Genomic DNA, 25,946 nt, shown 5'->3' on the forward strand with positions numbered 1-25,946 from the left:
AAGAAGAAGTAGAAGTAATTACAGAAGCAGAAGAAGTGGAAGTAATTGCAGAAGCAGAAGAGTTAGAAGAAGTAGAAGTAATCGCGGAACCAGAAGAAGTGGAAGTAATTGCAGAAGCAGAAGAGTTAGAAGAAGTAGAAGTAATTGCAGAACTAGAAGAAGTGGAAGTAATTGCAGAAGCAGAAGAATCAGAAGAAGTAGAAGCAATTGCAGAAGCGGAATCTGTAACACTTGAGGAAACGCAGCAAGAAATATTGTTAAATGAAGCAATTGAACAAAAGAATGAGTTCATACATGTTGCTGAGGCTGATGAACAAACGAAGAAAGATGTTCAAAGCTTCGCGGATGTTTTAATTGCAGAAGAGCAACAAGTTGTAGAGGAAACACTGGTCGTAGAAGAGCAACGAGTTGTAGAGGAAACACCGTTCGTAGAAGAGCAACGAGTTGTAGAGGAAACACCGGTTGCAGAAGAGCAACAAGTTGTAGAGGAAACGCCGTTCGTAGAAGAGCAACGAGTTGTAGAGGAAACACCGTTCGTAGAAGAGCAACGATTTGTAGAGGAAACACCGGTAATAGAAGAGCAACAAATTGTAGAAGAAGCACCGATTGCAGAAGAGCAGCCAGTTGTACAAAAAGAAGAACCAAAACGTGAGAAAAAGCGTCACGTACCATTTAATGTTGTTATGTTGAAACAAGATAGAACACGATTAATGGAAAGACATGCGGCTAGAGCGAATGCAATACAATCTTCTATGAGTGAACGAGTAGAGAATAAGCCTGTACAACAAGTAGAAGAAACACCAGTGCAACAAGTGGCAGTAGAACCACAAGTGGAAGAAACACCAGTGCAGCAAGTGGCAGTGGAACCACAAGTGGAAGAAACACTAGTGCAGCAAGTGGCAGTGGAACCACAAGTGGAAGAGAAATCAATGCAGCAAGTAGTGGTAGAATCACAAGTGGAAGAGAAACCAATGCAACAAGTGGCAGTAGAACCACAAGTGGGAGAACGCCCAGTGCAACAAGTGGCAGTAGAACCACAAGTGGAAGAGAAACCAATGCAGCAAGTGGTGGTAGAGCAAGTGCAAGAGCCAATTTCAAGTACGGAAGTACAAGAGAAGGCGTATGTTGTAAATCAAAGAGAGAACGATATGCGAAATGTACTGCAAACACCACCGACATACGCTATTCCGCCATTAACATTGTTGGAAATTCCACAGCAAGCAGCGTTAGATAATACGGAATGGTTGGAAGAACAGAAAGAATTATTAGATACAACGTTTAATAATTTCCACGTTGGCGCACATGTTATTCATGTATCGCAAGGTCCGGCAGTAACTCGTTTTGAAGTACAGCCAGATCCAGGTGTGAAAGTAAATAAAATTACAAACTTAAGTGATGATATTAAGTTAAGTTTAGCTGCGAAAGATATTCGTATTGAAGCGCCGATTCCAGGGAAGAGTGCGATTGGAATTGAAGTTCCAAATAAAGAAAGTAAGCCAGTATTTCTTCGTGAAATTTTAAGAAGTCCTGTATTTACAAAGAGTGAATCACCACTTACAGTTGCGCTTGGGCTTGATATTTCAGGCGATCCGATTGTAACGGATATTCGAAAAATGCCACACGGACTTATTGCAGGTGCAACGGGTTCTGGTAAAAGTGTGTGCATTAATGCAATTTTAACGAGTATTTTATATAAAGCGAAACCACATGAAGTGAAGTTAATGTTAATCGATCCGAAGATGGTTGAGCTTGCACCATACAATTCTGTTCCGCATCTTGTAGCGCCTGTTATTACGGATGTAAAAGCAGCGACAGCTGCATTAAAGTGGGCAGTTGAAGAAATGGAGCGCCGTTATGAATTGTTTGCGCACGCAGGGGCTCGTGATTTAACTCGCTATAATACAATTGTAAGTGAGCGAGACATTCCGGGAGAGACATTACCTTATATCGTTATTGTCATTGACGAGTTAGCCGATTTAATGATGGTAGCACCTGGTGATGTTGAGGAAGCGATTTGTCGTATTGCGCAAAAAGCACGTGCTTGTGGTATTCATTTATTAGTTGCGACGCAGCGTCCATCTGTAGATGTTATTACAGGTTTAATTAAATCAAATATTCCAACGCGTATTGCGTTTACAGTATCATCTCAAGTTGATTCGCGTACGATTATCGATATTGGGGGCGCGGAGAAATTACTTGGCCGTGGTGATATGTTATTCTTAGGGAACGGTACATCTAAGCCAGTTCGTGTACAAGGCGTATATGTATCGGATGATGAGATTGAAAAGACAGTTGATCATGTGAGAAAGCAAATGAAACCGAATTACTTATTTAAGCAAGAGGATTTATTAGCGAAAACAGAACAGGCTGAGTCGGAAGATGAATTGTTCTTTGAAGCATGTCAATTTGTTGTAGAACAAGGGGGAGCGTCCACATCTTCTGTACAGCGAAAATTCCGCATCGGTTATAATCGCGCGGCCCGCCTCATTGAAGAGATGGAGTCGCAAGGGATTATTTCTGAAGCAAGAGGAACAAAGCCGAGAGATGTTCTTATTTCTGAGGATGAATTTGCTGCTATGCAGGAAACAAATGTATAGTAGCAGGTTTTGCTGTATACTAAGAGAAAATGTTGGATAGTAAAGTAGGGAGTAAAGCGACATGAAAGAAATTGAATTAAAATTAAAAGGTGAAATAAATCGACTAACAAATAAAACATTTAAATTTGATGAGCGTGTTGGAGAAGGTTGGTTCTCCGCCGTTTACTTTTTAAAAACTAGAGAAATCATTGAAGAATTTCGCCCGAAAAGTGTTGTAACGATGCAGTTTTTCCAAAAAGAGAATGCAGTACTTTGCGGAACAGATGAAGTAATCGCATTGCTACAAACATTTGCCAAAAATCCTGAGGAATTAGAAATTCATTCTTTAAAGGATGGCGATAATATTAGTCCGTTTGAAACAGTTTTAACAATTCATGGTCCTTATGAAAATTTCGGATTTTTAGAAGGTGTAATTGATGGGATTTTAGCTCGTCGTACATCAGTTGCGACAAACGTATATAACGTTGTCCAAGCTGCACGTAGTGTAGATAAAGAAAAACCAGTTATTTTCATGGGAGATCGTGATGATCATTATACGCAACAAGCGGGTGATGGTTATGCGGCATACATCGGAGGTATGAGCGCACAAGCGACGCATGCAATGAATGAGTGGTGGGGCAAGAGTGGTATGGGGACAATGCCTCACGCACTAATTCAAATGTTTAATGGTGATGTTGTTGAAGCGGCAAAAGCATATCATAAAAAATTCCCAGAAGATGAATTAGTCGTACTAATTGATTATAACAATGATGTCATTACAGATGCACTTCGCGTAGCACGTGAATTTGGATCAACATTAAAAGGTGTACGTGTCGATACGTCTCGTACAATGATTGATCAATACTTCATTCGTCATCCAGAAGTACTTGGAACCTTCGATCCACGTGGTGTAAACCCATCGCTTGTATTTGCACTTCGTAAGGCTCTTGATGAGGAAGGGTTCCAACATGTAGATATCGTTGTAACTGGTGGGTTTGATGAGAAGCGTATTCGTGAATTTGAAGCTCAAAATGTTCCTGTCGATATATACGGCGTAGGAAGTAGCTTATTAAAAATGAATATTGGCTTTACTGGTGACAACGTAGAATTAAATGGAAAACCAGAAGCTAAGGCTGGTCGTAAATACCGTCCAAATCCACGTTTAGAGCGTGTTCAATTGGAAACAAGAGAAGATATGTAAAATAGAGAAAAACTGATAGGTGATTGACCCTATCAGTTTTTCTGTTATCATAGTATAACAGCTGGTTTTTTGCTATAATAAGTTTGTTATGGACATAAAAGAAGTACGTACGTGTTTATCCTGATAAGTGAAGATAAAAGAGAACTTCACTTCATCAGAAATGTATGATGATTACCAAAATAAGAAAAGATTCATATACTGTCTTATAGATAGGCCGTTGTATTAGTTCGAAATGTTGGAGGTTCTTTAAGATGACAGTTTACCATTTTGTAGGAATTAAAGGAACAGGAATGAGTTCATTAGCACAAATTCTTCATGACATGAAGCATACTGTTCAAGGGTCTGATTATGAAAAGCGTTTCTTTACACAAACAGCATTGGAAAAGCGTGGTATTTCCATCCTTCCTTTTGATAAAAATAATATTAAAGAAGGACAAGTGATTATCGCAGGAAATGCGTTTCCTGATACGCATGAAGAAATCGTAGCAGCAAAAGAATTAAATATCCCAGTACATCGTTACCATCACTTTTTAGGTGACCTTATGAATCAGTACACAAGTGTTGCTGTAACTGGTGCACATGGAAAAACATCAACTACAGGTTTGTTAGCCCATGTAATGCAAGGTGCACACCCAACATCTTACCTTATTGGAGATGGAACTGGGCATGGGGTAGAAAATAGTAAGTATTTTGTATTTGAAGCTTGTGAGTATCGTCGTCATTTCTTGTCTTACTATCCAGACTATGCAATTATGACAAACATTGATTTCGATCACCCAGATTATTTCTCAGACATCAATGATGTATTCAGTGCATTCCAAGAGATGGCATTGCAAGTGAAAAAAGGTATTATTGCATGTGGTGATGATGAAGAACTTCAAAAAATTCAAGCGAAAGTACCTGTTATTTTCTATGGATTTGGAGAAGATAATGATTTCCAAGCACGTAACATTCAAAAGAGAACAGATGGTACAATATTCGATGTATTCGTTCGTAATACGTACTATGATACGTTCAAAATTACTGGATACGGCAATCACAGCGTATTAAATGCATTAGCAGTAATCGCGCTTTGCCATTATGAAAACGTTGATGTAGAAGCAGTTAAACATCAATTAACAACTTTTGAAGGCGTAAAACGTCGCTTTAATGAAAAGCCAATGGGAGAGCAAGTTATCATCGATGACTATGCACACCATCCGACAGAAATTAACGCAACGATTGAAGCAGCTCGTCAAAAACATCCAGAGCGTGAAGTTGTCGCTGTATTCCAGCCACATACATTCTCACGTACAGAAAAGTTCTTAGATGAGTTCGCAGAAAGCCTAAGCAAAGCTGACCAAGTATACTTATGTGATATTTTTGGATCAGCGCGCGAAAACAAAGGTGAATTAACAATCGAAGATCTGCAGAAGCGTATTGACGGTGCAGAACTAATTACAGATACAACAACAGATGTGTTAAAGAAACATAAAAATGGCGTTCTTATTTTCATGGGCGCAGGAGACATCCAAAAATTCGAAGCAGCTTACGTAAAAGAAGTTCAAGTTGCAGAGAAGTAATAGAAAAGACGCACAGCTTGGCTGTGCGTCTTTTTTTTGTTGTGTTCAACTTTTATTTATGTATTGACCTAGAGCTAACTCTAGGTTGTAAGATGAAAATGTATAAACAAGGGGGAGAGAACATGTATAAAATCGGTGAAGTAGCAGAATTAACAGGGATGGGCATTCACACTTTGCGCTACTATGAGAAATTAGGTTTATTACCACCACCAACGCGAAATAGCGGTATTCGTCAATATACAGAAGGCGATGTACGTTTATTAAAATTTTTATATTCATTAAAACAAACAGGGATGTCATTAGAAGAGATGGCTGAGTTTGCAAGTGATGGGTGCATTATAGATGAAATTAGGCAGAAGAAAGAGGAAGTACCAGCGAAAGTAAAAAAGAGAATTTCCATTTTAACAACGCACTTGGAGCGATTAAAAGAACAGCAGGAACAATTGCAAAAAGTTGTTCAGCTAACGGAGGAGAAGTTAGAAATTTATTACGGTTTTCTAGAAGAAAAAGACTTGGAGGCCGGCAATGAAAAATAAAGTATATACGCAGTTATTAGGTTTTGCGATATTTACTGGTGGGACATTTAATGCTTCGAAATATGCGGTGCAGTATTTCGAAGCAATTCATATAGCAGCATGGCGTTTTGGGATTGCTGCATTTGTGATGTTATGTTTGTTAAAAATACGAAAAGATTTTGATTTGGAAGTATGGATGCAGAATAGGACCTATTACCTTTTGCTAGGTATTGTTGGTGTATTCGGCTTTAACTTCTTTTTCTTTTTAGGAATGAAATATACAGAAGCTGTTAATGGTGCACTTATTATGGCGACAAATCCTCTCGTTACGACGCTGTTAGCAAGTGTCATTTTACGAGAGAAAATTGTGAAGCGCCAAGGTATTGGAATGTTACTTGCACTAATTGGCGTTGTTTTTGTACTTACACAGGGTTCGTTTACAATACTACAACATTTATCATTTTCAAAAGGGGATTTTTATATTTTATTAGGGAATATTTGCTGGGCGTTATACGGCGTGCTAGGCAGAAGGTTTATTAAAACTGGTAATCCAATACAAACGACGACATATACGATGACTATTGGTGCACTTGCCTTTATTATCATATCTTTTACACAAAAAAGTATAGTACCAGTTTTAGAAATTCCTTTGTTGGCATGGGGAGCGATTCTCTTTATGGCAATTGGAATGAGTGTGCTTGGTTACTTATGGTGGAATAATGGAATTGCTCAAATTGGGGCAGCAAGGACATCTTTATTTTTTAATCTAGTGCCTGTTGTTACAATGCTTATTTCTTTTATTGAAGGAGTCAATATAACATCTGCACAATCTGTAGGAATGATATTAGTTATTACGGGAGTATTGTATTCTTCTGGTTTTATACAAAGAAAATCAAAAGAAAGTGTTAATATTTAACTTTTACATCTATAAGTGTTAGAATAATAAGAAAACTAAAAAGGGGACTAAAAACATGTTCACACTCCGAGTAGATGACGAAATCGAACTACAATTATTAGAAAAACATCATAAAGAGGAATTATATCAATTATTAGATCAAAACCGTAATCATTTACGAAGATGGCTTCCTTGGGTAGATGGGACGAAATCTGCGGATGCTTATGATGAAATTTTCCCGATGTGGTTAAAGAAATTTGCAGAGGGCGACGGTTTTGAAAGTGGTATACGCTACAAAGGAAAGCTCGTTGGGATGGTAGGCATTCATCCAGTGAGCTGGGGGAAGAAAGCGACGAGTCTTGGGTATTATCTTGCGGAAGATGCTGGTGGGAAAGGTATTATGACGCGTAGTGTGAAGGCTGTACTTCACTATGCATTTGAAAATTTAAAGCTGAATAAAGTTGAAATTCGGTGCGGTGTTGAAAATGCAAAAAGCCGCGCGATTCCAGAGCGTTTAGGGTTTAAATTAGATGGTATTTTAAGAGATGAAGAATGGATATATGATCATTTTCAGGATATTGCTGTATATAGTTTATTAGCTTCAGAATGGAAAGAGATTCAAGGTGAGTAAGAAATTTTATGACAGATTGTTTAAAAAGGTCATTTGCAAATGGCCTTTTTTATTAATTAAAATGGAAATAGTGGTATAATTTGGTTAGGGGGTGTAGGTATGGACTTTCCAATTCAAAGAAGTAAATCAGCAGTAATTTTCGTGAGTCTCACGTTAGCTTTTATGTTTGTGTATCCAATTGTCATGCTTTTCACAAATAAAGAGCAGTGGATTTCAGCGCTGATTGGGATGGGGCTATGCTTCATTGTAAATGTACCACTCGTTTGGGAAATATTTATTAAAAAGCATAAAGTAGAAGATGGTGTATTAAAGTACGGTATTTTAAATGATGATGTTGTATTAAAAGATATTAGAGTTGTTCGTCAAGTTGGGAAGTACCTTGAAATTACGACGAATGCATACAAAGTACATATGGTTGCGATGCCGCAAGATATGGAGCAGTTTTTGTCGCTTGTAGAAAAAGAGAATCCACATGTGAAAATAGAAATGGTGGGTAAGAAATGAAAAGAATCTGTACGTTGTTTGTGCTTTTATTAACGGCATCTATTCTTTTAATAGGATGTAGTACGAAGAAGGAAAAAGCAGATATGAACTTAGAAAAGGCACAAAAAGTTGAAATTGAATCACTTACTGATTCAAGTGAGAAAAAAGTAATTACCGATAAGAAAGAAATTGAAAAGCTGTTTGAAGTCATGAAAATGGATAAGTGGGAAATGCAATCGGCTCCTTTAGATACTCCGCAAGGGAAAACATTTAAAATGTATCAAGAGGATACACCGAAATTATTGGATTCGAGTAAAGATAAAAAAGAGTTACATGAAATTGGTACGCTGACAGTATATAAAGATGTACCTTATGTTGAAGTTGGAATGAAAAATAAGAAAATGAGTTTTAAAGTGCCAGAAGATGTGGCGAAAGAGTTATTAAAGTATTAATAAAAAAACGCTCGGAGAAATCCCGAGCGTTTTTATTATTATTTTAAGTTCTCTGGGTTTAAAGCTTCTAATTCAGATACAACGAATCGTCCGTCTTTACGGATTAGTACGTCATCGAAGTAAATTTCGCCGCCGCCGTATTCAGGGCGTTGGATGCATACTAAATCCCAGTGAATGTTTGAGTTGTTGCCGTTCCATGCATCTTCGTAGGCTTGTCCAGGTGTGAAGTGGAAGCTGCCATCGATTTTTTCATCGAATAGGATATCGCCCATTGGATGTAAGATGTATGGATTTACGCCGATTGCGAACTCACCAACGTAGCGTGCACCTTCGTCTGTATCGAAGATTTTGTTAATGCGTTCTGAATCGTTTGCAGTTGCTTCAACGATTTGACCGTTCTCAAATTTAAGTTGTACATTTTCAAATGTATAACCGTTGTAAGGAGATGGTGTGTTGTAAGAAACTGTACCGTTAACAGAATCACGAACTGGTGCAGAGTATACTTCACCGTCTGGAATGTTTAAATGACCTGAGCATTTAATAGCTGGAATGTCTTTAATAGAGAATGTTAAATCAGTTCCAGGACCAGTTAAGCGAACTTTATCTGTTTTATTCATTAATGCGACAAGGCTATCCATCGCTTTATCCATTTTACCGTAGTCTAAGTTACAAACTTCGAAGTAGAAGTCTTCGAAAGCTTCTGTGCTCATTTTAGCAAGCTGTGCCATAGAAGCATTTGGATAGCGAAGAACAACCCAGCGCGTTTTTGGAACACGGATGTCTCTATGAACTTTCTTACCAACTGTTTGGCCGTGAACTTTCATTCGCTCACTTGGAACGTCAGCTTGTTCGTTAATGTTATCGCCAGAGCGAAGACCGATATAAGCGTCCATATCTTTCATTACGCTTGCTTCATATGCAGCGATTTGTTCGAAATGTTCTTCAGTAGCACCCATTAATAAAGAGCGATCTACTTGATGATCTTTTAAAGAAACGAATGGGAAACCACCAGCTGCATATGCTTCTTTAACAAGTGCAGTTACAAGTTCTTTTTGTAAGCCGAAGTTTTCAATTAATACTTTTTCGCCTTTTTGTAAGCGAATAGAGTAGTTAATTAAATTGTATGCTAACTTTTCAATGCGTGGATCTTTCATATGTAAAGCCTCCCTACTAATTATGTATCCTCTCCTATTGTAACCTACTTAGTGGAATTTGTTGAATCATTTATGTTAAAGTTAACGAATAAGTATGAAAATTCTAATGGAATATAGGGATTAGAATGAAACGGCAAATGATTGTATAATAGGGGAAAGTAAGAAAAAGATAAAGGAAGTGATGAAATGCAAGTTCTTTTATATGTAAGTGCGGCTATTATCGCGGTTGCTTTCGCTGTATTAGTAGTGTATGTATGCAGAACGTTGTTATCGGTTCAAAAGACGTTAGAAAACGTTGCAAGCACGTTAGAAGGTTTAGAAAAGCAAATGCAAGGAATTAGCGTAGAGACAGAGCAATTATTACATAAGACAAATGCGTTAGCTGATGATATTCAACAGAAGTCACAGTCGTTAAATAAAGTAGTAGCAGGTGTAGATGGAATTGGAACGACAATCCATTCTTTAAATACGAAACTTCGTAATGTATCAGAGTCTGTTACGGACGAAATTGAAAATAATGCAGATAAAGTAGCGCAAGTTGTACAATGGAGTAGCGCAGCAATTGAAGTATACAATCATTATCGTGCAACAAGACAAGAGAAGAAGATTGAAAAAGAAGAGCGTAAACTAGAAAGGCTTGAGAAAAAAGCAGAGAAGAAAGAGAAGCGCTCTAGACTTCGTATGAGAGGTGAATCTTGATGAATATGACAAAACTCGAAACAATTGAAGAGCTTGAAGTATTAGTGGAAAAGAATGAGCCATATGTTCTTTTTAAACATAGCACGACATGTCCGATTAGTCATGGTGCATACACAGAGTTTCAAGCGTATTGTAGTGAAGAAAGAGCAGTACCAGCTTACTATTTATACGTACAAGATGCGAGAGATGTTTCGAATCGTGTTGCAGAACAATACAGCATTAGACATGAATCTCCGCAAGTGTTATACATAAAAGATGGGATGGTAGTATGGAATACGTCTCATTGGAACATTAAAAAAGATGCTTTAGAAGAGAATATTAAGTAAAAAGAAGCAAGCGAAAGGTGCTTGCTTCTTTTTTTTGTTTTTGTTGAAATATATTTAATGGTAAACTGTTAATAGTTCAAACTAAATAACTAGATTGTTGAAAGTAGGTTTTAAGTAATGAAGAAAATGGCATTATCCTTCGCGGTCGTAAGTTTACTACTGGGAGCTTGTAGTAGTAATAATACGATTAGTAAGAAGGATGAAGTTATACAAAAGGATACGAAAGAAAAAAGTATGATTCCAAGAACGGCTGTTTCTAAAGATTATTATAGAACTGTTATTCCTTTAAAAGAACAAAAGGTCATTAATACAGCTAATATAAAAACAAATTCTAAATTAGATTTAGCAGAATATGAAAATGGTTTAATGAATATTGCAAAAGGGCAATTTGATACAGAAAATCATGTGCTTCAATTAAATCAGTACATTCCGGAGAAGTTAATTGATGAACTAGTCGCGAAAGTAGAAGCGCCAGTTTTGACGAACATTATCGAACAAGACTATTTCGGAAAGCAGAATTCAAACGAATTAAGTTTATCTGGCGTTACGATTGGTTTAGCTATGTCTTCAAGTGTGTCTAATGAAGAGGCCATTTCTAAAGGTACTGAAGTTGCTAAACAACTTATAGAAGCTATTAACAAAAACGATAAATATAACAAATCTCCAATTACGTTTGCGATCTTTAAGCAAGAAAATACAAGTTCTTTAAAAAATGGTACGTATATTGCTAGTGCTACTGTTCAAAAGAATGATACAAATCTTGGAAACTGGGGTACGATTGATGAACAAGCATATTCATATCCTTCTGATGAATTTAAACAAGCACATGGAGAAGATAATACAAAAATAAATGAATTTGCTGAGTCAATAAAAAAGTTTTCTCCTGGAGATTACATTCCAGTCAATGCTAAAGTTTCGTATAAACAGCAGCAAATGGATACATTAAATATGAATATTGTTATTAAATATAACGGTAAAACAGAATTAATGGCCCTTACTCAAATGGCTGCTCAAAGTATGTTAGAGAAATTGCCTAAAGATGCGAAAGTACAATTGCAGATAAAGTCCGAGAGTAAAATCGAGGCTGTTATTATAAAAGAGAAAAACAGCGATAAGCCGTTTGTTTCCTTCTTATAAAAAATCATTTGGAAGTAAACGATAAGAATTTTTAAGGAGCTGTTCTAAAAAGCATTTTGGAACAGCTTTCTCTTATTGTATATTGACTGTCATTGTCGATTTTTATTGGTAAGTCGATATATTTAAAAAATCGCCGATATAAATTTCATTTACAATCGTACTGCTTAAAATAAGGTTTTTTATTATGGAACATCTATATTTTTACAAAAAATGCTCTTTTTTTCATAAAAAATACGAAAATACGAGAAAAGAAGCGAATTTTTTCGAAACTTTTGCGGGAAAATATTGTATGAGCCTGCGTTTTTATCGTATCATTAGTAAAAGGAAGAACTCGGGACGATTGGTGGCATCTGCAAATAGAGTTGATGTCTTTTTTTCATTCAAGTAACCGATACATAAAAATAGATAACAAAAATAGAAGGAGTGTGCGATGAGATGAACGTAACAATCTATGATGTAGCGCGCGAAGCGAACGTTTCAATGGCTACCGTATCACGTGTTGTGAACGGTAACCCAAATGTAAAGCCTACAACAAGAAAGAAAGTATTAGAAGCAATTGATCGTTTAGGGTACCGCCCAAATGCGGTAGCACGTGGACTAGCAAGTAAGAAGACAACTACAGTGGGTGTTATTATCCCTGATATCTCAAATACGTTTTATGCGGAACTTGCGCGTGGAATTGAAGATATCGCAACAATGTACAAGTACAACATCATTTTAAGTAACTCTGACCAAAACAAAGAGAAAGAATTCCATTTATTAAATACGATGCTTGGAAAACAAGTGGACGGAATTGTTTTCATGGGTGAAGATATTACAGACATTCATATTGAAGAATTTAAAAAGTCTCCAGTACCGATTGTATTAGCAGCGTCATTCGATGAGAAAAATGAAACGCCATCAGTAAATATTGATTATACACAAGCAGCATACGATGCAATGAAGCACTTTATTGAGCAAGGACATACGCGTATCGGTTTCGTCTCTGGTCCTTTCATTGATAAAGCGGGAAGCGCAAAGAAATTACAAGGTTATAAAAAAGCTTTAGAAGAAGCAGGTATTTCATATGATGAAAATCTTATAATCGATGGAGATTACACATATGATTCAGGTATTGAAGCATTCGAAAAGCTTTGGAGCATTGATGAAAAGCCAACAGCGATCTTCGTATCTTCTGATGAAATGGCACTAGGTGTAATCCACGCAGCACAAGACGCTGGATTAAACGTACCAACTGATGTAGAAGTACTTGGTTTCGATAATACACGCTTAGCATTAATGGTACGCCCGCAGCTTTCGACAGTTGTACAACCAATGTATGATATCGGTGCAGTAGCAATGCGTCTATTAACGAAGTATATGAACAAAGAAAAAGTGGAAGATCACACTGTTATCTTACCTCACCGTATCCAATTTAGAGATTCAACGAAGTAAGTATAAAAAAGCTCACAGCGATTGCTGTGAGCTTTTTTTCGTGTTCAGGATAGTATGTTTTTGCTATTGAATCGCTCTACTTGTTTAAAATATCCTACAATATCATCTGCCAATTGAAATCCTCCTGAGCATATGACCTATTGGTGACTTCGCTGCAAAATGGTATTGTTCCTTGTTATATGTCACATAAGTGCAAATTTAACTATTATAGGGCAATGTCATGTATAATAGAAAGAAAAGGCTTGTGAGGGGGGAAAAGAGATGATCGTTCTTTGGATAATTACGCTTTGTATGACTGCTATTTTTGCATATATGACGTTAAAACAAAATGGTTTAAAGCGATTTGTTCCAGGAAGTATTCTTGCAGGAATTGCCCTTATCACGTATGTAATTTCTATTTTTATTGAAAGTGTATCAGTAGATATGAGCACAAGTTTAATGTTTATTGGTATTACACTATTTGCAGGTAGCATTATGGTACTCATGGTTGCTGGTATTATTTTATTTATTCATATGAATTCGGAAACGTTATAGCATATAGAAAAGGCATGTCCCGAGGGACATGCCTTTTTATCCGTTCAATTATGCTCTATCTTTAGAAGAGTTTTGCTGTTTTAATAAGTCGCGAATTTCGCCAAGAAGAACTTCTTCTTTTGTTGGTTCTGGAATTTCTTCTGTCTTTTCTTCTTCTTTTTTAGATGTTAGTTTGTTGAACACTTTAACAAACATAAAGATAGCCGCTGCAATAATTAAGAAATCAAAAATAGTTTGGATGAAGTTACCGTACATAATAGATGACTTACCAAATGTAAGTTTTAAATCTGTAAAGTCAACGCCACCTAATACCATACCAAGTAATGGTGTAATAATATCTTTTACTAAAGAACTAACGATTTTACCGAATGCAGCACCGATTACAACCCCGACAGCTAAATCAACGACATTCCCTTTGAAAGCGAACTTTTTAAACTCGTTCCACATGTGTTAATCCCATCCTTTCCACGATTCAATATGAAATTTATAATTCCTATCAACATATTCTATAGAAATTTGCGAGAGAAATAAAGGGGAAATGGGAATGAAAGTAAATTCTGAAAAATGTATCCGTTTTAATTTTTGTTTACATTATCCAGTAGAGATTGCAACAGTTGTTGCGTTTTTAATCCTTCTAATCCATCTACAACAGGCTTTGTATCTCCATGTACACATTTAATAAAATGATGAACAGCATCTTCAAAACCGCGCTGCTTTAATGTCGTTTCCCAAGACGGAGAACCGCTTTGTGAAACAGAGTTTGCCTCCTCAATTTCAAATGTATTCATATTTTTTACACGAATGATTTTTCCTGTCGTTACAAGTTCAATTTGTTCTAAGTTTGTACCTGCATGACGATGCATTGCTGTTGAAAGTAATAGTCCACTTGGAGTCGTATATGTATGATGTCCATAAAGAAGTTCATTCTCTTCATTAATTTGCATCATATTATGAACGACGTTAAGGTTATCATTAGCTAACCAGCGGGCAGTATCTACAATATGTAAGTAATCATCTAACATCGTAAAGTCGTACGTATTTGGTCCTACTTTATTTGTGCGGTGCTTTTCAATTCGAATCCATGAAATATTATTAGCTTGCTCTTTTGCAGCAACATACATAGGAACGAAGCGGCGATTAAATCCAACCATTAACTTTCGGTTATATTTTTCGCTCAAATCGACTAGTTTCTCAGCTTGTTCCACTGTAGCTGCTAGCGGCTTATCAACGTAAACGTCGATTCCTTTTTTCAGAAGTTCAGAAACGATTTCATAATGTGTAGCAGTTGAACTATGGACGAAGATTGCATCGCATTCTGAAGCTAACGTTTCAATAGAATGAAAGTCTTGAATGCGGTATTGCTGGCAAACTTGTTTCCTTTTCTCCGCGTTAGGTGTAAACGCCCCTACAAAATTCCAATCTGTTTCTTTTGTAAGTGTTGGGAGATAGGCCTTTTGTGCAATACTTCCAAGTCCAATCATCCCGATTTTAGGTTTGTTCATGTGTATTCCCACCCTATCAATATTGATGTAACGGCTTAAATGTAGCATAGGGCGGGGGAGGAAGGCAAAAATTAGCTTTTTACTTATGTCCTTTTAGCAAAATTTTCTCTATCTCTTCAAAATTATGAGCGCGAGCGTGCTCTAGCGGAGTAACACCATCATTGTCTGGAATGTTTATATCTGCACCGTGTTCAATGAGTAGGCGGATGACTTGTTGTTGTGTTTCATCTCCGTTGCTTAGTACGATGGCTTCCATTAAAGCTGTCCATCCGAGATTATTGACATGGTTTACATCAATATTTGTTCGAGTGAGGAGTTCTTTTATAACATTAATATAGCCATGTTCCGAGGCTGGGATAAGAGCTGTACCGCCGTATCGATTCGTAAGCGATGGATCTGCGCCAGCATCAATTGTTAGTTTTAAAATGTCTAAGTAACCTTCTGCACCAGCGTATAGAAAGGGATTATTTTTTATATCATCTTGGATATTTACGTTGGCCCCAGCATCGATAAGCGCTTTTGCGGTTTTTACATCATTTTTGTATGTAGCAATCATAAGAGGAGTACGTCCTTTATTATCTGTTATATTTATGTCAGCCCCTTTTTTGAGTAACGATATAACAGTATTCGTTTCTTGTTTCTCAGTAGCTGTTAGTAGCGCGGTCTCCATGTTTGTCATCTCCTTTTTAACTTCTTGTTCTTGCGAGCATCCTTGCAAAAAAATTACGCAACATATCATGCTTACTGTTTTTTTGAACATGGAATCTCAACCTCCTAATTTTAACTGTAAAATAAGAACATTAAATTTTTATAAACTGACGCTAAAATTACTATAAAATCGCTTGAGTATTTGAACATATATTTTTATGCTTTAAATAATAAGGTTTGATAAAGTGAGGATTTAACATATGTCTATTAAAACAAGGTTTTTATTTTCTTATATTGCTGTCATTCTCGTTTCTATTACGCTCATATTAGTGGCAGGGTTTTTAATTGTTTTTTCAATAACAGGCGACTTGGAGTCAGTGAAAAATTTCTATAAAAGTTCTTACATTCAAAAGCCGCTTACACCAGAAGAAGAGAATGCCTATCTTGAGTTGAAATCAGCCGCCAAACAGCATCAATCTCAATTGTTAGATGAATCGTTCGTGTCATCTATTGAAAAAGAAAATGTGAAAATAGTTGTTAGAAAGGGAGAAAACATTTCATATGCTTCAAAAGTATTTGAGAGTTCAGCTTTAACGGACGCACTCCCGAAATTTGAATCAGCAAATATTAATAGTCGTGGTACAACAGAACTAGGCGATACATTCTATCGATATGTAAAATTCGATTTTTATTTTCCTGAGAAAGAAGAAGGGAGTATATTTGTATTAAAAAAGCAAAGTTCATTTGTAGATCTTACACAGAAATTATTTCCGATTTTGTTCATATCGCTTTTACTTTTAGCCATTTTGCTTATTGGATTATTAAGTTATCTCGTCTCCAGAAGTGTGATAAAACCAATCTTTGTATTGAAAGATGCGACTGAGAAAATTAAAGAAGGAAATTTAGATTTTCAAATACCAGTTACATCGCACGATGAAATAGGACAATTAAATCAAGGGTTTGAGGAAATGAGGAAGAAATTAAAAGAGTCGATAGAGATGCAAACACAGTATGAAGAAAATCGAAAAGAGCTCATTTCAAACATCTCTCATGATTTAAAAACACCGATAACATCTATTATCGGATATGTAGAAGGAATAAAAGACGGGGTAGCAAATACACCTGAAAAAATGGATAAGTACTTAACGACTATCCACACGAAAGCAAGACATATGGATACACTCATTGACGAACTATTTTTATTTTCGAAGCTCGATTTGAATCGAGTTCCATTTCAGTTTGAAACGGTTGAGTTAAATATGTTTATGCAAGAATTAATAGAAGAGATGCAGATGGATTTAAGTAAAGAAGGTATAGAAGTTAACTTACAATTACATGCATCACTACTATATGTAACAGCTGATTGCGAAAAGATAAATAGAGTGATATCAAATTTAATTCATAATAGTGTGAAATACATGGATAAAGAAGAGAAGAAAATTACTGTAACAGTATCGAGTGATGACGATAAAGTTATTGTAAAAGTAATGGACAACGGATCAGGTATCGAATCGGATACACTCCCCTATATTTTTGAACGTTTTTATCGTGCAGAGCAATCGCGAAATTCTAGTACAGGTGGAAGTGGACTTGGCTTAGCGATAGCGAAGCAAATTATCGAAGAACATGGCGGGAATATTTGGGCGGAAAGCGAGCTTGGGAAAGGCACGAGCATTTTCTTCTCATTGGAAAAAGTAGAGAAATGTGGTGAGTAATTTGAAAAGGATTTTATTAATAGAAGACGAAGTAAGCATTGCAGAATTACAGCGAGATTATTTAGAAATTAGTGATTTTCAAGTTGATGTAGAACACTCTGGAGAGACAGGTTTACAAATGGCTCTGAAAGAAGACTACGATTTAATTATTTTAGATATTATGCTTCCAAAGATGAATGGATTCGAAATTTGTAAGCAAATTCGAGCTATAAAAGATATTCCGATTTTACTTGTTTCAGCAAAAAAAGAAGATATAGATAAAATTCGCGGACTCGGTTTAGGGGCGGATGATTATATAACGAAACCGTTTAGCCCGAGTGAATTAGTCGCAAGGGTAAAAGCCCATATTTCTCGTTATGAAAGATTATCAGGAAATATAAGTAAGCAACGCGATACGTTATATATTCACGGAATCTCTATTGATCAAAGGGCGAGGAAAGTTTTTATAAACAATGAAGAAGTCGCGTTTACAACGAAGGAATTTGATTTATTAACATTCTTTGTAACACATCCAAACCAAGTATTAAATAAAGAACAGTTATTTGAACGCATCTGGGGATTAGATTCCGCTGGTGATTTAGCCACTGTCGTTGTTCACATTAGAAAGCTACGTGAAAAAATTGAAAGAGACCCTGCTCACCCGCAATATATTGAAACAGTGTGGGGAGCTGGTTATCGCTTTAACGTGTAATGTACCTGCCGAGTAATTGGCAGGTTTTTTATATGTTATTTGAACAGAAGGGAAAAATAGGTAGTTCGTGTTAAGATATAAAGAGATAAAAAGTCAGTACTACTTGATGTAGGTTTAGTGGTTATTTCTTGTGTTCTTTTATTTGTTTATATTTCCTTAATAATGACGGTACTGGCGTAACGATTTATAAAATGTTTGAGTAGTAGAAGTAAATTGAGCAGCTTCTTCTAAAAAAGGATAATGATTACTCTCTTCAAATGTCACAAAAATAGAATTACGTATTCCCTCATGCATCTCGATAGAATATTGAATCGGGCACTGTACATCATGTCTTCCGCATGTAATAAGGGTCTTTTTTTGAATGGAAGGTAAATACTCTCTTAAATCAAATGACGGATATTCATTGGCGAAAGCGTTCATCCGGCTAGCTGACATTGTTTTTTGGATCGGTTTACCAAAATAAGAGTTGTAGTTTTCTGGTTTATACAATGATAATTTTGTTCTCTTAGTAGATAGTTCTTTCCGCTCTTCATTTGTAAGATGAGGGCTTTTTAAGTTTTCGATGAGCTGTTGCATATAATGAAACTGTGGATGTGCTGGGTGATAAATACAAAATGGTGTTTCCGTATAGTTACTTGCTGCAGCTCCGGCCACGACTAATGATTGTAAGGAATTTGGATAGGTAATTGCATATAAAAGTCCAAGCATACCACCTGTTGAATGACCCGCGAAATGCCATATTGGAAATTGTAAAGATGCTCGTATCGCTTCTAAGTCGTGAATGGTTTCAATCATACTTAATTCTTTTTCTAAATTGGCTTTTGCTGAGTTACCAGCGTCTCGTAAATTAACGAGGAATACAAGATGCGTAGAAGTGAAGACATCTGCAAAGTAATCACCAGTCTCATTAAATTGTGAATAGTGATGTGTAATGCAAAGTGGTTCGCCATCTCCTTTTGTGAAGAGTTCGAATGTGCCGCGTTTTGTGTTGATTATTTGTTGTGTCCACATAATTTCACGACCTTTCCACATAAAAATTGGGTCAAACTGTTATTAAATAAAAATATATCAGCGATTATCAAAATATATCGGCGCAACTCGAAATATATCAGCGATTATCAAAATATATCGATTCACCGACAGAAACCGACAATAAATAAAAGGAGGCTATTCAAAAACGAGCCTCCTTTTCGTTTAGTACAAAGATTTTGTCATATTATTCCGAATAATTTCGAGGGATTTCGCTACAGTTAATGCATTCTTTTCTTCAATTTCTGGTTTTCTGGGGATAGGTTGATACATGTTGTCTGGATCTTCCCATGTGAGGGGAAGTTCTGTTTCTGCTTGTCCTTTCCAAGCGTCAATCCATTCTGGAGGGAGATAACCTGAGATGTTTTGGATGTTGTTCATTTCGAGCCAAATGAGTGCCCAAGCTCTTGGGACGACGCGCCAGTGGTCATAGCCACCGCCGCCGACAGCAATCCAGCGACCTTCGCAATATTCGTTAGCGATTTCGCGAGCGAGCTTCGGTATTTCACGGTAAATATTCATCGTTGCGCAAAGGTGTGTAAGTGGGTCGTAATAATGTGCGTCAGCACCGTTTTGCGTTAAAATAATATCCGGTTTAAAGTATGCGGCAACTTCTTTTACGACAGTTCGATAGGAATCTAAAAACGATTCGTCTTCTGTAAAAGCATCGAGTGGAACGTTAAAAGAATAACTATAGCCATTACCTTGTCCGCGTTCATTTACAGCACCAGTTCCAGGGAATAAATAACGCCCAGTTTCGTGTAATGAAATAGTGCATACGTTAGGGTCGTCATAAAAAGACCATTGTACACCATCACCGTGATGAGCGTCTGTATCAATATATAAAACACGTAAACCGTATTTCTTTTGAATATATTTCATTGCGATAGAGCTATCGTTATAAATACAAAATCCAGATGCCTTGCCGCGAAAGCCGTGATGTAAGCCACCGCCTAAGTTAAGTGCGCGTTTTACTTTCCCGGAAAGAACAGCATCGACAGCTGTTAACGTACCGCCAACGAGTAATGCGCTTGCTTCGTGCATATTTGGAAACATCGGTGTATCTTCTGTTCCGAGTCCATACGTCATCGCAATTGATTTTTCTAACTTACCTTCTCCAGCACGTTTTACCGCATTTATGTACTCTTCTGTATGAACGTAGGCGATCTCTTCATCTGTAGCCATCCGTGGTGAGATGATTTGGGAAGGAGAGATGAAACCACCCTTTTGTAATAAATCATACGTAAGTGTGACGCGCAGTTGGTTAAAAGGATGATCAGGGCTAAACGAATAGCCCCGAAAGTCATCCGAATAGATAAATGCGCTACTCATGCTTGCATCCCCATAATGTTTGGCCATAATACGCGGTAGCCTTCTGCTTCAAGTGCATCAATCACTTTTAGCGGATTCATCGTTTGAATGCGGAAAACGAGTACTTTATCATTCTCATCTTTTGCTGGGTAGACGAGAACGCTCACGATATTTATTTGTAAATCGCTAAAAATAGCAACCACTTTTCCAAGAATGCCAGGTTCGTTTTTTACTTGAATTTCAATTTGTGAACTCGGTTGATGTGCCCCTGTTAATTTCACTAACGTATGCAGTACAGTAGATTCGGAAATAATTCCAACTAACTTTCCAGCCTTTGTAACAGGAAGACAGCCAATTTTATTTTCAAAAAATAAAGTAGCAATTTCCTCAACGAAATCGAGAGGATGGCAAGTCATAACAGGATGTTTCATAATTAGTTCAAGCGGTTGCTGCAGCATATCGAGTGAAACTTGTTCATCTAAAATAGACGGACTTGCATCTCTTACATCCCGATCAGAAATAATGCCTACGACATGATTATTTTGATCGACAATTGGAATGTGTCGAATGCCTTTCGTGCGTATCGTTCGGATTGCTGTTTCGATTGTATCGTTTGGATGGAGTGTCACTACATCTTGATTCATAATTTCTTCTACAATCATTCCAGTTGCCCCCTTTATTAGTACATAAAACGATTGTGAAAACGTAGACGATCGAATGCTTGAATAGAATCCGTATCAACGCGTTTACCGATGCGGACCATTAAACAGTTAGCAGGGTGGGAACAAATTTCAGGATCATCTGTAGCCATCCATTGTAAGCCACCAGCATTCATCATCTTTTCCATTACTTTTCGGTATTCCCAAACATTTAAGCCTGTTTGTTTTAAATCCCAGTGCCAATAATATTCAGTCGTTAATATAATGTAATCTTCCATATAATCGTCCATCATTGAAACTTCTAATAAGTTCTTTCCGACAGCGCAACCACGGAAGGCTGGGACAACTTCAATCGCCCCAAGTTCAATTAAGTTTTCCATTTTTCCTTCTGACCATCGTTCCAGTGGATCAGGATACAAGTATGTAACATATCCAACAATCGTTTGGTCATGTCTAGCGATAATGAGACGAGCTTCTGGTAATTTAGAAATTTCGACAATTGCTTTATATTGCTGCTCGGCAGGACGAAACGCAACTAAATCTGGATGAAATTCATACATTTCTAAGTTATGTGTAGAGACAGGACCTTCAATAATTAAAGTGCCTTTCGCTGTTTTTAAGTTTCTAGCATTATATATTTTTTTATGGATCAATGTATTGCTCACCACCTTGAGGGTTTGAGAATCTATTAATATCGTACTTTATAATATATGCGATGTGAATCGAATTTTGTCATTAAAAATTTGTCTAAAAATCAACAAATATACTGAAAATTTTAAATAATATCATTATAATAGATAATAGAATACATAGGAGGGGGATGTAAAGTATGAAAGTAGAAACGCTTCCAGTCATTAAAGGAAAAAATAATTTGCCGAATTATGAAGAGGCATACGCGAATTTTAACTGGGAAGAGGTTAATAAAAACTTTACTTGGAATGAGACAGGCCGAGTAAATATGGCGTATGAAGCAATTGATAAGCATGCGAAATCCGATCGTAAAAATAAAGTAGCTCTTTATTATCAAGATGGATCGCGAAAAGAGAAATATACATTTAAGGAAATGAAGGATTTTTCTAATAAAGCAGGAAACGTCCTGAAAAATTATGGCGATGTTGAAAAAGGCGATCGCGTTTTTATTTTTATGCCGCGTTCTCCAGAATTATATTTTGCACTTTTAGGTGCGGTGAAATTAGGGGCAATTGTTGGGCCGCTATTTGAAGCGTTCATGGAAGGTGCAGTTCGCGATCGTTTAGAAGATAGCGAAGCAAAGGTGTTAATTACAACGCCTGAATTGTTAGAGCGTGTACCATTAAATGATTTACCTGCTTTAAAAACAGTCTTCCTTGTTGGAGATAATGTAGAAGAAGGCGGTAAAACGGTAGCGTTCAATCCTTTATTTGAACAAGCTTCAAAAGAATTACATATCGAATGGTTAGGCCGTGAAGACGGTTTAATTCTTCATTATACGTCTGGTTCTACTGGTAAGCCAAAAGGTGTTCTACATGCACAGAACGCAATGGTTCAGCATTACCAAACGGCGAAATGGGTATTAGATTTAAAAGAAGATGATGTATATTGGTGTACTGCTGACCCAGGCTGGGTAACGGGAACTGCTTACGGCATTTTCGCACCGTGGTTAGTCGGAGCGTCAAATGTTATTTTAGGTGGACGATTTAGTCCAGAAGCTTGGTATGAAGCACTGCAAGATTACGGTGTAACAGTTTGGTATAGCGCACCAACAGCTTTCCGTATGTTAATGGGTGCTGGACAAGATGCAATTAAAAAATATGATTTATCACAAGTGCGCCACGTGTTAAGCGTTGGTGAGCCATTAAATCCAGAAGTAATTCGCTGGGGTATGAACGCATTTGGACTTCGTATTCATGATACGTGGTGGATGACAGAAACAGGTGGACAAGTTATTTGTAACTATCCTTGTATGGAAATCCGTCCGGGTTCAATGGGGAAGCCAATTCCAGGTGTGAAAGCAGCGATTGTTGATAATGAAGGAAATGAAGTGCCTCCATACACAATGGGGAACTTAGCAATTGCGAAAGGTTGGCCATCTATGATGCGTGCGGTTTGGAATAATCCGCAAAAATATGAGTCTTACTTCATGCCGGGAGATTGGTACGTATCAGGTGATTCAGCTTATATGGATGAAGACGGATACTTCTGGTTCCAAGGACGTATTGACGATGTAATTATGACGTCAGGTGAGCGCGTTGGACCGTTTGAAGTAGAAAGTAAATTAATCGAGCACGCTGCTGTTGCAGAGGCTGGTGTAATTGGTATTCCTGATCCGGTTCGCGGAGAAATCATTAAAGCATTTATCGCGCTTCGAGCAGGATACGAGCCATCAGAAGAATTAAAAGAAGACATTCGTCAATTTGTAAAGAAAGGCCTAGCAGCTCATGCAGCGCCAAGGCAAATTGAATTTAAAGATAAATTACCGAAAACGAGAAGTGGTAAAATTATGCGCCGCGTATTAAAAGCGTGGGAGTTAAATTTACCAACAGGTGACTTATCGACGATGGAAGATTAAGAGAGAAAGGTCTGAACGAAACAACGTTCAGACCTTTCTTTTTATAAATAATAAAGGGGGAATGTAGATGAAGATACCTGTTTTAGAAGGAAACATAATATGCTTACGTTCTGTGGAACCGGAAAAGGATTACAAACAGTGGTATGAGGTAATGAAAGATCCAGGTATGCACCATTGGACAGGGAATGTGACTCCAAAAGATAGTAATGAAATTAAGGACTTGTTACATACTTATAAAAATTTAAAAGATATTATGGCTTGGGCAATCGTAATGAAGAAATCAAAGGAAATGATAGGGACCTATTGGATTTCTATGCCAATAATGAATGAAAATAAAAAGTTAATTGTAACTTCGGAAGCTCAGCGGATTGCGCGTAAGTATTGGCGTACAGGGGTCAATCGAGAAGCGAGAAACTTAATATATAATTACATATTTTTAACTTTAAATGTAGATGAGGTTCATGCGCAGGCTTGGGATAATAATATCAATTCATGCAGGTCTATGGAACAAATAGGCTTTAAATTAGAGAAACAAGTGAAACGCTTATTTCTTAAATACAATGAACTATTTTTGGAAAACCATTATGTACTATTTAAAGAGGACTGGTTTGGATAAAAGGTTATGGCTGAAAAAATAAAATAATATTTGAACGAAGCGCCTTCCTCGTCTGTATACATTTATGAAAGAATAGATGAGGGAGGCTTTTTTATGTCTAATAAGTTACTTCTTACTTTTGCTTTAATTGGAATTATAGTCGTATTTTCTTGTGGTTTGCTATTACCGATGCCAATCGGATTTAAAGTTTCAATGATTACAGCTGGCGTTATGATGATTGTTATGTTTTCCATCATCATTCCATTTGATCGAAAATATATAGTACGGAAAAAAGGATATAAAATTGATTTTACAAAAACAAAAGTGTACTTTCGCTGGAATGTATTTGATACGATTTCAGCTTGTCTGGCAGTGTATGCATGCATATGTGTGCAAGCATTAAATATTTTAGTTTTAAGTGGTCATACAATACAAAATCCATATGTTCAATTTTTTACGCTTCAATCACAAACGTGGGTTATTGTCGCAAGTTGCTATTTAATTTCCCGTATTTCGTTAACGTTAAAAGGAATAAAGGAGATCAAAAATCATGGCGCAGATTGGGATTGAGGAAGAGCTCATGCTTGCGTACAAAAATGGAGATAAGCAGGCGGGAGAAAAACTATATGTTTTAATCAAACCAGCGCTATACACATTTTTGTATCGATTTAATCGAGATGAACAATTGAGTATCGACCTCGTGCAAGATACGTTTTTGACGCTAGAGCGTAAGAAACATATGTATGAATCTGAAAAGGGAAAAATAAAAACGTATTTATTTCAAATTGGTTATCGTCTTATGATTAATAAATTAAATAGAAGAAAAAAGTGGCGTACGCTTTTGCCATTTTTAGTGCCGATTCAGGAAAAAGAATTTTCTCACGAAGATCGGCTCACAGTAAGAGAAGCAATTTTGAAAGTTCCCGAAGAGCAAAGAGCGGTCTTAATCCTTTCTTATTATCATGACATGCAGCAAAAAGAAATTGCAGAGGTATTAGATATTCCAGTCGGAACGGTGAAGTCGAGACTTCATAACGGAATAAAGAAATTGAAACAATTGCTGGAGGTGGATGAAATTGAGCGAAAATCCCTTTAAGAATGAATATAAATTGCAGCAACATTTAGATAGTGATCATGTAGAAATACCAGATTTTCCAAAAACGGCAAGTCGCTTCGATCGATTAATCGGATTTATTGGTTCACCGGCGAAAGATCCTGTGGAGGCGACGATTGGGAATGATTTATCCATTGTTTTTCATACCTCACTATTAGTCGGTGTTCCAATTCTTTCTCTCATTACGATATTCTTTGCGACGTTGTAAAGGATTGGTAAGCAGAGAAATCCGGCCCTTATTTGACACGCCTATATAAATGATGGTATAAAGAAAAGTATATGAATAATTGAGCGTGGAAAGGGAGAAGTAGTGATCATTTCCCTGTTTTAGAGAGTTGATGGTCGGTGGAAATCAGCACATAGATGATCGCGAATTACGCCCCTAGAGCATCTTTTTTCGATTGAATTGTATTCAAAAGGGAAAAGACGGTACTAAGCCGTTATGTAAATAAGGTGGTAGGCTTTTTTGCCTGCAACTAGGGTGGTAACGCGATAATCAAAATCGTCCCTTATTTGAAGGGGCGATTTTTTTATG

The 25,946-nt window shown here is 36.9% G+C and carries 28 protein-coding genes and 1 other annotated feature; of the genes, 20 read left to right on the plus strand and 8 right to left on the minus strand.

The window, feature by feature from the left end:
- The 8 genes from DN410_RS21475 to DN410_RS21510 form a co-directional block, all read left to right on the plus strand.
- Positions 1-2,597 (plus strand): DNA translocase FtsK (locus DN410_RS21475; RefSeq protein ID WP_149177987.1); only part of this gene is annotated, 2,597 nt, incomplete at its 5' end.
- Positions 2,598-2,658: 61 nt separating this feature from the next.
- Complete coding sequence (locus DN410_RS21480) at positions 2,659-3,777, plus strand: nicotinate phosphoribosyltransferase (RefSeq protein WP_000658365.1); 1,119 nt, start codon at positions 2,659-2,661, stop codon at positions 3,775-3,777.
- A gap of 251 nt (positions 3,778-4,028) precedes the next feature.
- The gene (gene murC / locus DN410_RS21485; RefSeq protein WP_000219454.1) at positions 4,029-5,339 is read left to right on the plus strand and encodes a UDP-N-acetylmuramate--L-alanine ligase; all 1,311 of its coding nucleotides are present in this window, start codon (positions 4,029-4,031) and stop codon (positions 5,337-5,339) included.
- A 122-nt stretch (positions 5,340-5,461) separates the two neighbouring features.
- On the plus strand, positions 5,462-5,875 hold the full coding sequence (locus DN410_RS21490) for a MerR family transcriptional regulator (protein ID WP_149177988.1): 414 nt from the start codon (positions 5,462-5,464) through the stop codon (positions 5,873-5,875).
- The gene (locus DN410_RS21495) at positions 5,865-6,770 is read left to right on the plus strand and encodes a DMT family transporter (protein WP_149177989.1); all 906 of its coding nucleotides are present in this window, start codon (positions 5,865-5,867) and stop codon (positions 6,768-6,770) included. Before DN410_RS21490 ends, DN410_RS21495 begins: the two co-directional genes overlap by 11 nt.
- A 55-nt stretch (positions 6,771-6,825) precedes the next feature.
- Positions 6,826-7,380, plus strand: a complete 555-nt coding sequence (locus DN410_RS21500; RefSeq protein WP_149177990.1) for a GNAT family N-acetyltransferase — start codon at positions 6,826-6,828, stop codon at positions 7,378-7,380.
- Between the two features lie 99 nt (positions 7,381-7,479).
- Positions 7,480-7,884: a PH domain-containing protein gene (locus DN410_RS21505; protein WP_149177991.1), complete on the plus strand. Its 405-nt coding sequence runs from the start codon at positions 7,480-7,482 to the stop codon at positions 7,882-7,884.
- Positions 7,881-8,315: a hypothetical protein gene (locus DN410_RS21510; protein ID WP_149177992.1), complete on the plus strand. Its 435-nt coding sequence runs from the start codon at positions 7,881-7,883 to the stop codon at positions 8,313-8,315. Before DN410_RS21505 ends, DN410_RS21510 begins: the two co-directional genes overlap by 4 nt.
- A gap of 38 nt (positions 8,316-8,353) precedes the next feature.
- On the opposite strand, the gene DN410_RS21515 is transcribed toward DN410_RS21510, so the two are convergent.
- Positions 8,354-9,469: an aminopeptidase gene (locus tag DN410_RS21515; protein ID WP_000654724.1), complete on the minus strand. Its 1,116-nt coding sequence runs from the start codon at positions 9,467-9,469 to the stop codon at positions 8,354-8,356.
- A gap of 186 nt (positions 9,470-9,655) precedes the next feature.
- Between DN410_RS21515 and DN410_RS21520 the strand changes: the two genes are divergently transcribed.
- From DN410_RS21520 to DN410_RS21545, 5 genes are all read left to right on the plus strand, one after another.
- A complete protein-coding gene (locus tag DN410_RS21520; RefSeq protein WP_149177993.1) occupies positions 9,656-10,168 on the plus strand; it encodes a DUF948 domain-containing protein in 513 nt (170 codons plus the stop codon).
- Complete coding sequence (gene ytxJ / locus DN410_RS21525) at positions 10,168-10,494, plus strand: bacillithiol system redox-active protein YtxJ (RefSeq protein ID WP_001057467.1); 327 nt, start codon at positions 10,168-10,170, stop codon at positions 10,492-10,494. The genes DN410_RS21520 and ytxJ overlap by 1 nt, the downstream gene beginning before the upstream one ends.
- A gap of 117 nt (positions 10,495-10,611) precedes the next feature.
- On the plus strand, positions 10,612-11,631 hold the full coding sequence (locus DN410_RS21530; protein WP_149177994.1) for a CamS family sex pheromone protein: 1,020 nt from the start codon (positions 10,612-10,614) through the stop codon (positions 11,629-11,631).
- 435 nt (positions 11,632-12,066) lie between these two features.
- Positions 12,067-13,065, plus strand: coding sequence for a catabolite control protein A (ccpA, locus tag DN410_RS21540; RefSeq protein ID WP_001103288.1), 999 nt, complete (start codon positions 12,067-12,069; stop codon positions 13,063-13,065).
- Positions 13,066-13,326: 261 nt separating this feature from the next.
- The gene (locus DN410_RS21545; protein WP_000636589.1) at positions 13,327-13,599 is read left to right on the plus strand and encodes a DUF3917 domain-containing protein; all 273 of its coding nucleotides are present in this window, start codon (positions 13,327-13,329) and stop codon (positions 13,597-13,599) included.
- A 48-nt stretch (positions 13,600-13,647) separates the two neighbouring features.
- Here DN410_RS21545 and mscL read toward each other — a convergent pair whose 3' ends face one another.
- From mscL to DN410_RS21560, 3 genes are all read right to left on the minus strand, one after another.
- The gene (gene mscL, locus DN410_RS21550; protein ID WP_149177996.1) at positions 13,648-14,046 is read right to left on the minus strand and encodes a large-conductance mechanosensitive channel protein MscL; all 399 of its coding nucleotides are present in this window, start codon (positions 14,044-14,046) and stop codon (positions 13,648-13,650) included.
- A 128-nt stretch (positions 14,047-14,174) separates the two neighbouring features.
- A complete protein-coding gene (locus tag DN410_RS21555; protein ID WP_149177997.1) occupies positions 14,175-15,101 on the minus strand; it encodes a Gfo/Idh/MocA family protein in 927 nt (308 codons plus the stop codon).
- A gap of 79 nt (positions 15,102-15,180) precedes the next feature.
- On the minus strand, positions 15,181-15,861 hold the full coding sequence (locus tag DN410_RS21560; protein WP_149177998.1) for an ankyrin repeat domain-containing protein: 681 nt from the start codon (positions 15,859-15,861) through the stop codon (positions 15,181-15,183).
- Between the two features lie 148 nt (positions 15,862-16,009).
- Between DN410_RS21560 and DN410_RS21565 the strand changes: the two genes are divergently transcribed.
- A complete protein-coding gene (locus tag DN410_RS21565; protein ID WP_149177999.1) occupies positions 16,010-17,464 on the plus strand; it encodes a sensor histidine kinase in 1,455 nt (484 codons plus the stop codon).
- A gap of 1 nt (position 17,465) precedes the next feature.
- Entirely contained in the window at positions 17,466-18,155 is a 690-nt protein-coding gene (locus DN410_RS21570) for a response regulator transcription factor (protein WP_149178000.1), read from the plus strand.
- 156 nt (positions 18,156-18,311) lie between these two features.
- On the opposite strand, the gene DN410_RS21575 is transcribed toward DN410_RS21570, so the two are convergent.
- From DN410_RS21575 to acuA, 4 genes are all read right to left on the minus strand, one after another.
- Positions 18,312-19,187 (minus strand): alpha/beta fold hydrolase, encoded by an 876-nt coding sequence (locus DN410_RS21575; RefSeq protein WP_149178001.1) that lies wholly within the window; start codon positions 19,185-19,187, stop codon positions 18,312-18,314.
- A gap of 162 nt (positions 19,188-19,349) precedes the next feature.
- Positions 19,350-20,516 (minus strand): acetoin utilization protein AcuC, encoded by a 1,167-nt coding sequence (gene acuC, locus DN410_RS21580; protein WP_149178002.1) that lies wholly within the window; start codon positions 20,514-20,516, stop codon positions 19,350-19,352.
- A complete protein-coding gene (locus tag DN410_RS21585; protein ID WP_000634570.1) occupies positions 20,513-21,157 on the minus strand; it encodes an acetoin utilization AcuB family protein in 645 nt (214 codons plus the stop codon). The genes acuC and DN410_RS21585 overlap by 4 nt, the downstream gene beginning before the upstream one ends.
- A 17-nt stretch (positions 21,158-21,174) precedes the next feature.
- Complete coding sequence (gene acuA, locus DN410_RS21590; RefSeq protein WP_000581396.1) at positions 21,175-21,807, minus strand: acetoin utilization protein acetyltransferase AcuA; 633 nt, start codon at positions 21,805-21,807, stop codon at positions 21,175-21,177.
- 176 nt (positions 21,808-21,983) lie between these two features.
- On the opposite strand from acuA, the gene acsA reads away from it, so the two are divergent.
- The 5 genes from acsA to DN410_RS21615 all read left to right on the plus strand — a co-directional run bounded on the left by acsA (position 21,984) and on the right by DN410_RS21615 (position 25,619).
- Positions 21,984-23,702, plus strand: a complete 1,719-nt coding sequence (gene acsA, locus DN410_RS21595) for an acetate--CoA ligase (RefSeq protein WP_149178003.1) — start codon at positions 21,984-21,986, stop codon at positions 23,700-23,702.
- Positions 23,703-23,769: 67 nt separating this feature from the next.
- Entirely contained in the window at positions 23,770-24,318 is a 549-nt protein-coding gene (locus DN410_RS21600; RefSeq protein ID WP_149178004.1) for a GNAT family N-acetyltransferase, read from the plus strand.
- A 93-nt stretch (positions 24,319-24,411) separates the two neighbouring features.
- Positions 24,412-24,867 carry a hypothetical protein gene (locus DN410_RS21605; RefSeq protein ID WP_149178005.1) on the plus strand — a complete coding sequence of 152 codons (456 nt, stop codon included), beginning with the start codon at positions 24,412-24,414 and terminating at the stop codon, positions 24,865-24,867.
- Positions 24,848-25,393 carry an RNA polymerase sigma factor gene (locus DN410_RS21610; protein ID WP_149178006.1) on the plus strand — a complete coding sequence of 182 codons (546 nt, stop codon included), beginning with the start codon at positions 24,848-24,850 and terminating at the stop codon, positions 25,391-25,393. Before DN410_RS21605 ends, DN410_RS21610 begins: the two co-directional genes overlap by 20 nt.
- Positions 25,374-25,619: a hypothetical protein gene (locus tag DN410_RS21615; protein ID WP_149178007.1), complete on the plus strand. Its 246-nt coding sequence runs from the start codon at positions 25,374-25,376 to the stop codon at positions 25,617-25,619. The genes DN410_RS21610 and DN410_RS21615 overlap by 20 nt, the downstream gene beginning before the upstream one ends.
- 77 nt (positions 25,620-25,696) lie before the next feature.
- Positions 25,697-25,924: a binding site (T-box leader), on the plus strand.
- The last annotated feature ends 22 nt before the right edge of the window (positions 25,925-25,946 follow it).

The organism is Bacillus sp. SH5-2 (assembly GCF_008368905.1).
GTDB lineage: Bacteria > Bacillota > Bacilli > Bacillales > Bacillaceae_G > Bacillus_A > Bacillus_A luti.

What these genes read in the sequence shown, in the direction of transcription:
- DN410_RS21565 (WP_149177999.1), top strand. Translation starts at nt 16,010, where the DNA reads ATGTCTATTAAAACAAGGTTTTTATTTTCTTATATTGCTGTCATTCTC.
- acuC (WP_149178002.1), bottom strand. Translation starts at nt 20,516, where the DNA reads ATGAGTAGCGCATTTATCTATTCGGATGACTTTCGGGGCTATTCGTTT.
- murC (WP_000219454.1), top strand. Translation starts at nt 4,029, where the DNA reads ATGACAGTTTACCATTTTGTAGGAATTAAAGGAACAGGAATGAGTTCA.
- DN410_RS21500 (WP_149177990.1), top strand. Translation starts at nt 6,826, where the DNA reads ATGTTCACACTCCGAGTAGATGACGAAATCGAACTACAATTATTAGAA.
- DN410_RS21575 (WP_149178001.1), bottom strand. Translation starts at nt 19,187, where the DNA reads ATGTGGAAAGGTCGTGAAATTATGTGGACACAACAAATAATCAACACA.
- DN410_RS21610 (WP_149178006.1), top strand. Translation starts at nt 24,848, where the DNA reads ATGGCGCAGATTGGGATTGAGGAAGAGCTCATGCTTGCGTACAAAAAT.
- DN410_RS21520 (WP_149177993.1), top strand. Translation starts at nt 9,656, where the DNA reads ATGCAAGTTCTTTTATATGTAAGTGCGGCTATTATCGCGGTTGCTTTC.
- DN410_RS21555 (WP_149177997.1), bottom strand. Translation starts at nt 15,101, where the DNA reads ATGAACAAACCTAAAATCGGGATGATTGGACTTGGAAGTATTGCACAA.
- DN410_RS21495 (WP_149177989.1), top strand. Translation starts at nt 5,865, where the DNA reads ATGAAAAATAAAGTATATACGCAGTTATTAGGTTTTGCGATATTTACT.
- DN410_RS21490 (WP_149177988.1), top strand. Translation starts at nt 5,462, where the DNA reads ATGTATAAAATCGGTGAAGTAGCAGAATTAACAGGGATGGGCATTCAC.
- DN410_RS21585 (WP_000634570.1), bottom strand. Translation starts at nt 21,157, where the DNA reads ATGATTGTAGAAGAAATTATGAATCAAGATGTAGTGACACTCCATCCA.
- ccpA (WP_001103288.1), top strand. Translation starts at nt 12,067, where the DNA reads ATGAACGTAACAATCTATGATGTAGCGCGCGAAGCGAACGTTTCAATG.
- acsA (WP_149178003.1), top strand. Translation starts at nt 21,984, where the DNA reads ATGAAAGTAGAAACGCTTCCAGTCATTAAAGGAAAAAATAATTTGCCG.
- DN410_RS21510 (WP_149177992.1), top strand. Translation starts at nt 7,881, where the DNA reads ATGAAAAGAATCTGTACGTTGTTTGTGCTTTTATTAACGGCATCTATT.
- DN410_RS21505 (WP_149177991.1), top strand. Translation starts at nt 7,480, where the DNA reads ATGGACTTTCCAATTCAAAGAAGTAAATCAGCAGTAATTTTCGTGAGT.
- DN410_RS21480 (WP_000658365.1), top strand. Translation starts at nt 2,659, where the DNA reads ATGAAAGAAATTGAATTAAAATTAAAAGGTGAAATAAATCGACTAACA.
- DN410_RS21560 (WP_149177998.1), bottom strand. Translation starts at nt 15,861, where the DNA reads ATGTTCAAAAAAACAGTAAGCATGATATGTTGCGTAATTTTTTTGCAA.
- DN410_RS21600 (WP_149178004.1), top strand. Translation starts at nt 23,770, where the DNA reads ATGAAGATACCTGTTTTAGAAGGAAACATAATATGCTTACGTTCTGTG.
- mscL (WP_149177996.1), bottom strand. Translation starts at nt 14,046, where the DNA reads ATGTGGAACGAGTTTAAAAAGTTCGCTTTCAAAGGGAATGTCGTTGAT.
- ytxJ (WP_001057467.1), top strand. Translation starts at nt 10,168, where the DNA reads ATGAATATGACAAAACTCGAAACAATTGAAGAGCTTGAAGTATTAGTG.
- DN410_RS21545 (WP_000636589.1), top strand. Translation starts at nt 13,327, where the DNA reads ATGATCGTTCTTTGGATAATTACGCTTTGTATGACTGCTATTTTTGCA.
- DN410_RS21515 (WP_000654724.1), bottom strand. Translation starts at nt 9,469, where the DNA reads ATGAAAGATCCACGCATTGAAAAGTTAGCATACAATTTAATTAACTAC.
- DN410_RS21530 (WP_149177994.1), top strand. Translation starts at nt 10,612, where the DNA reads ATGAAGAAAATGGCATTATCCTTCGCGGTCGTAAGTTTACTACTGGGA.
- DN410_RS21605 (WP_149178005.1), top strand. Translation starts at nt 24,412, where the DNA reads ATGTCTAATAAGTTACTTCTTACTTTTGCTTTAATTGGAATTATAGTC.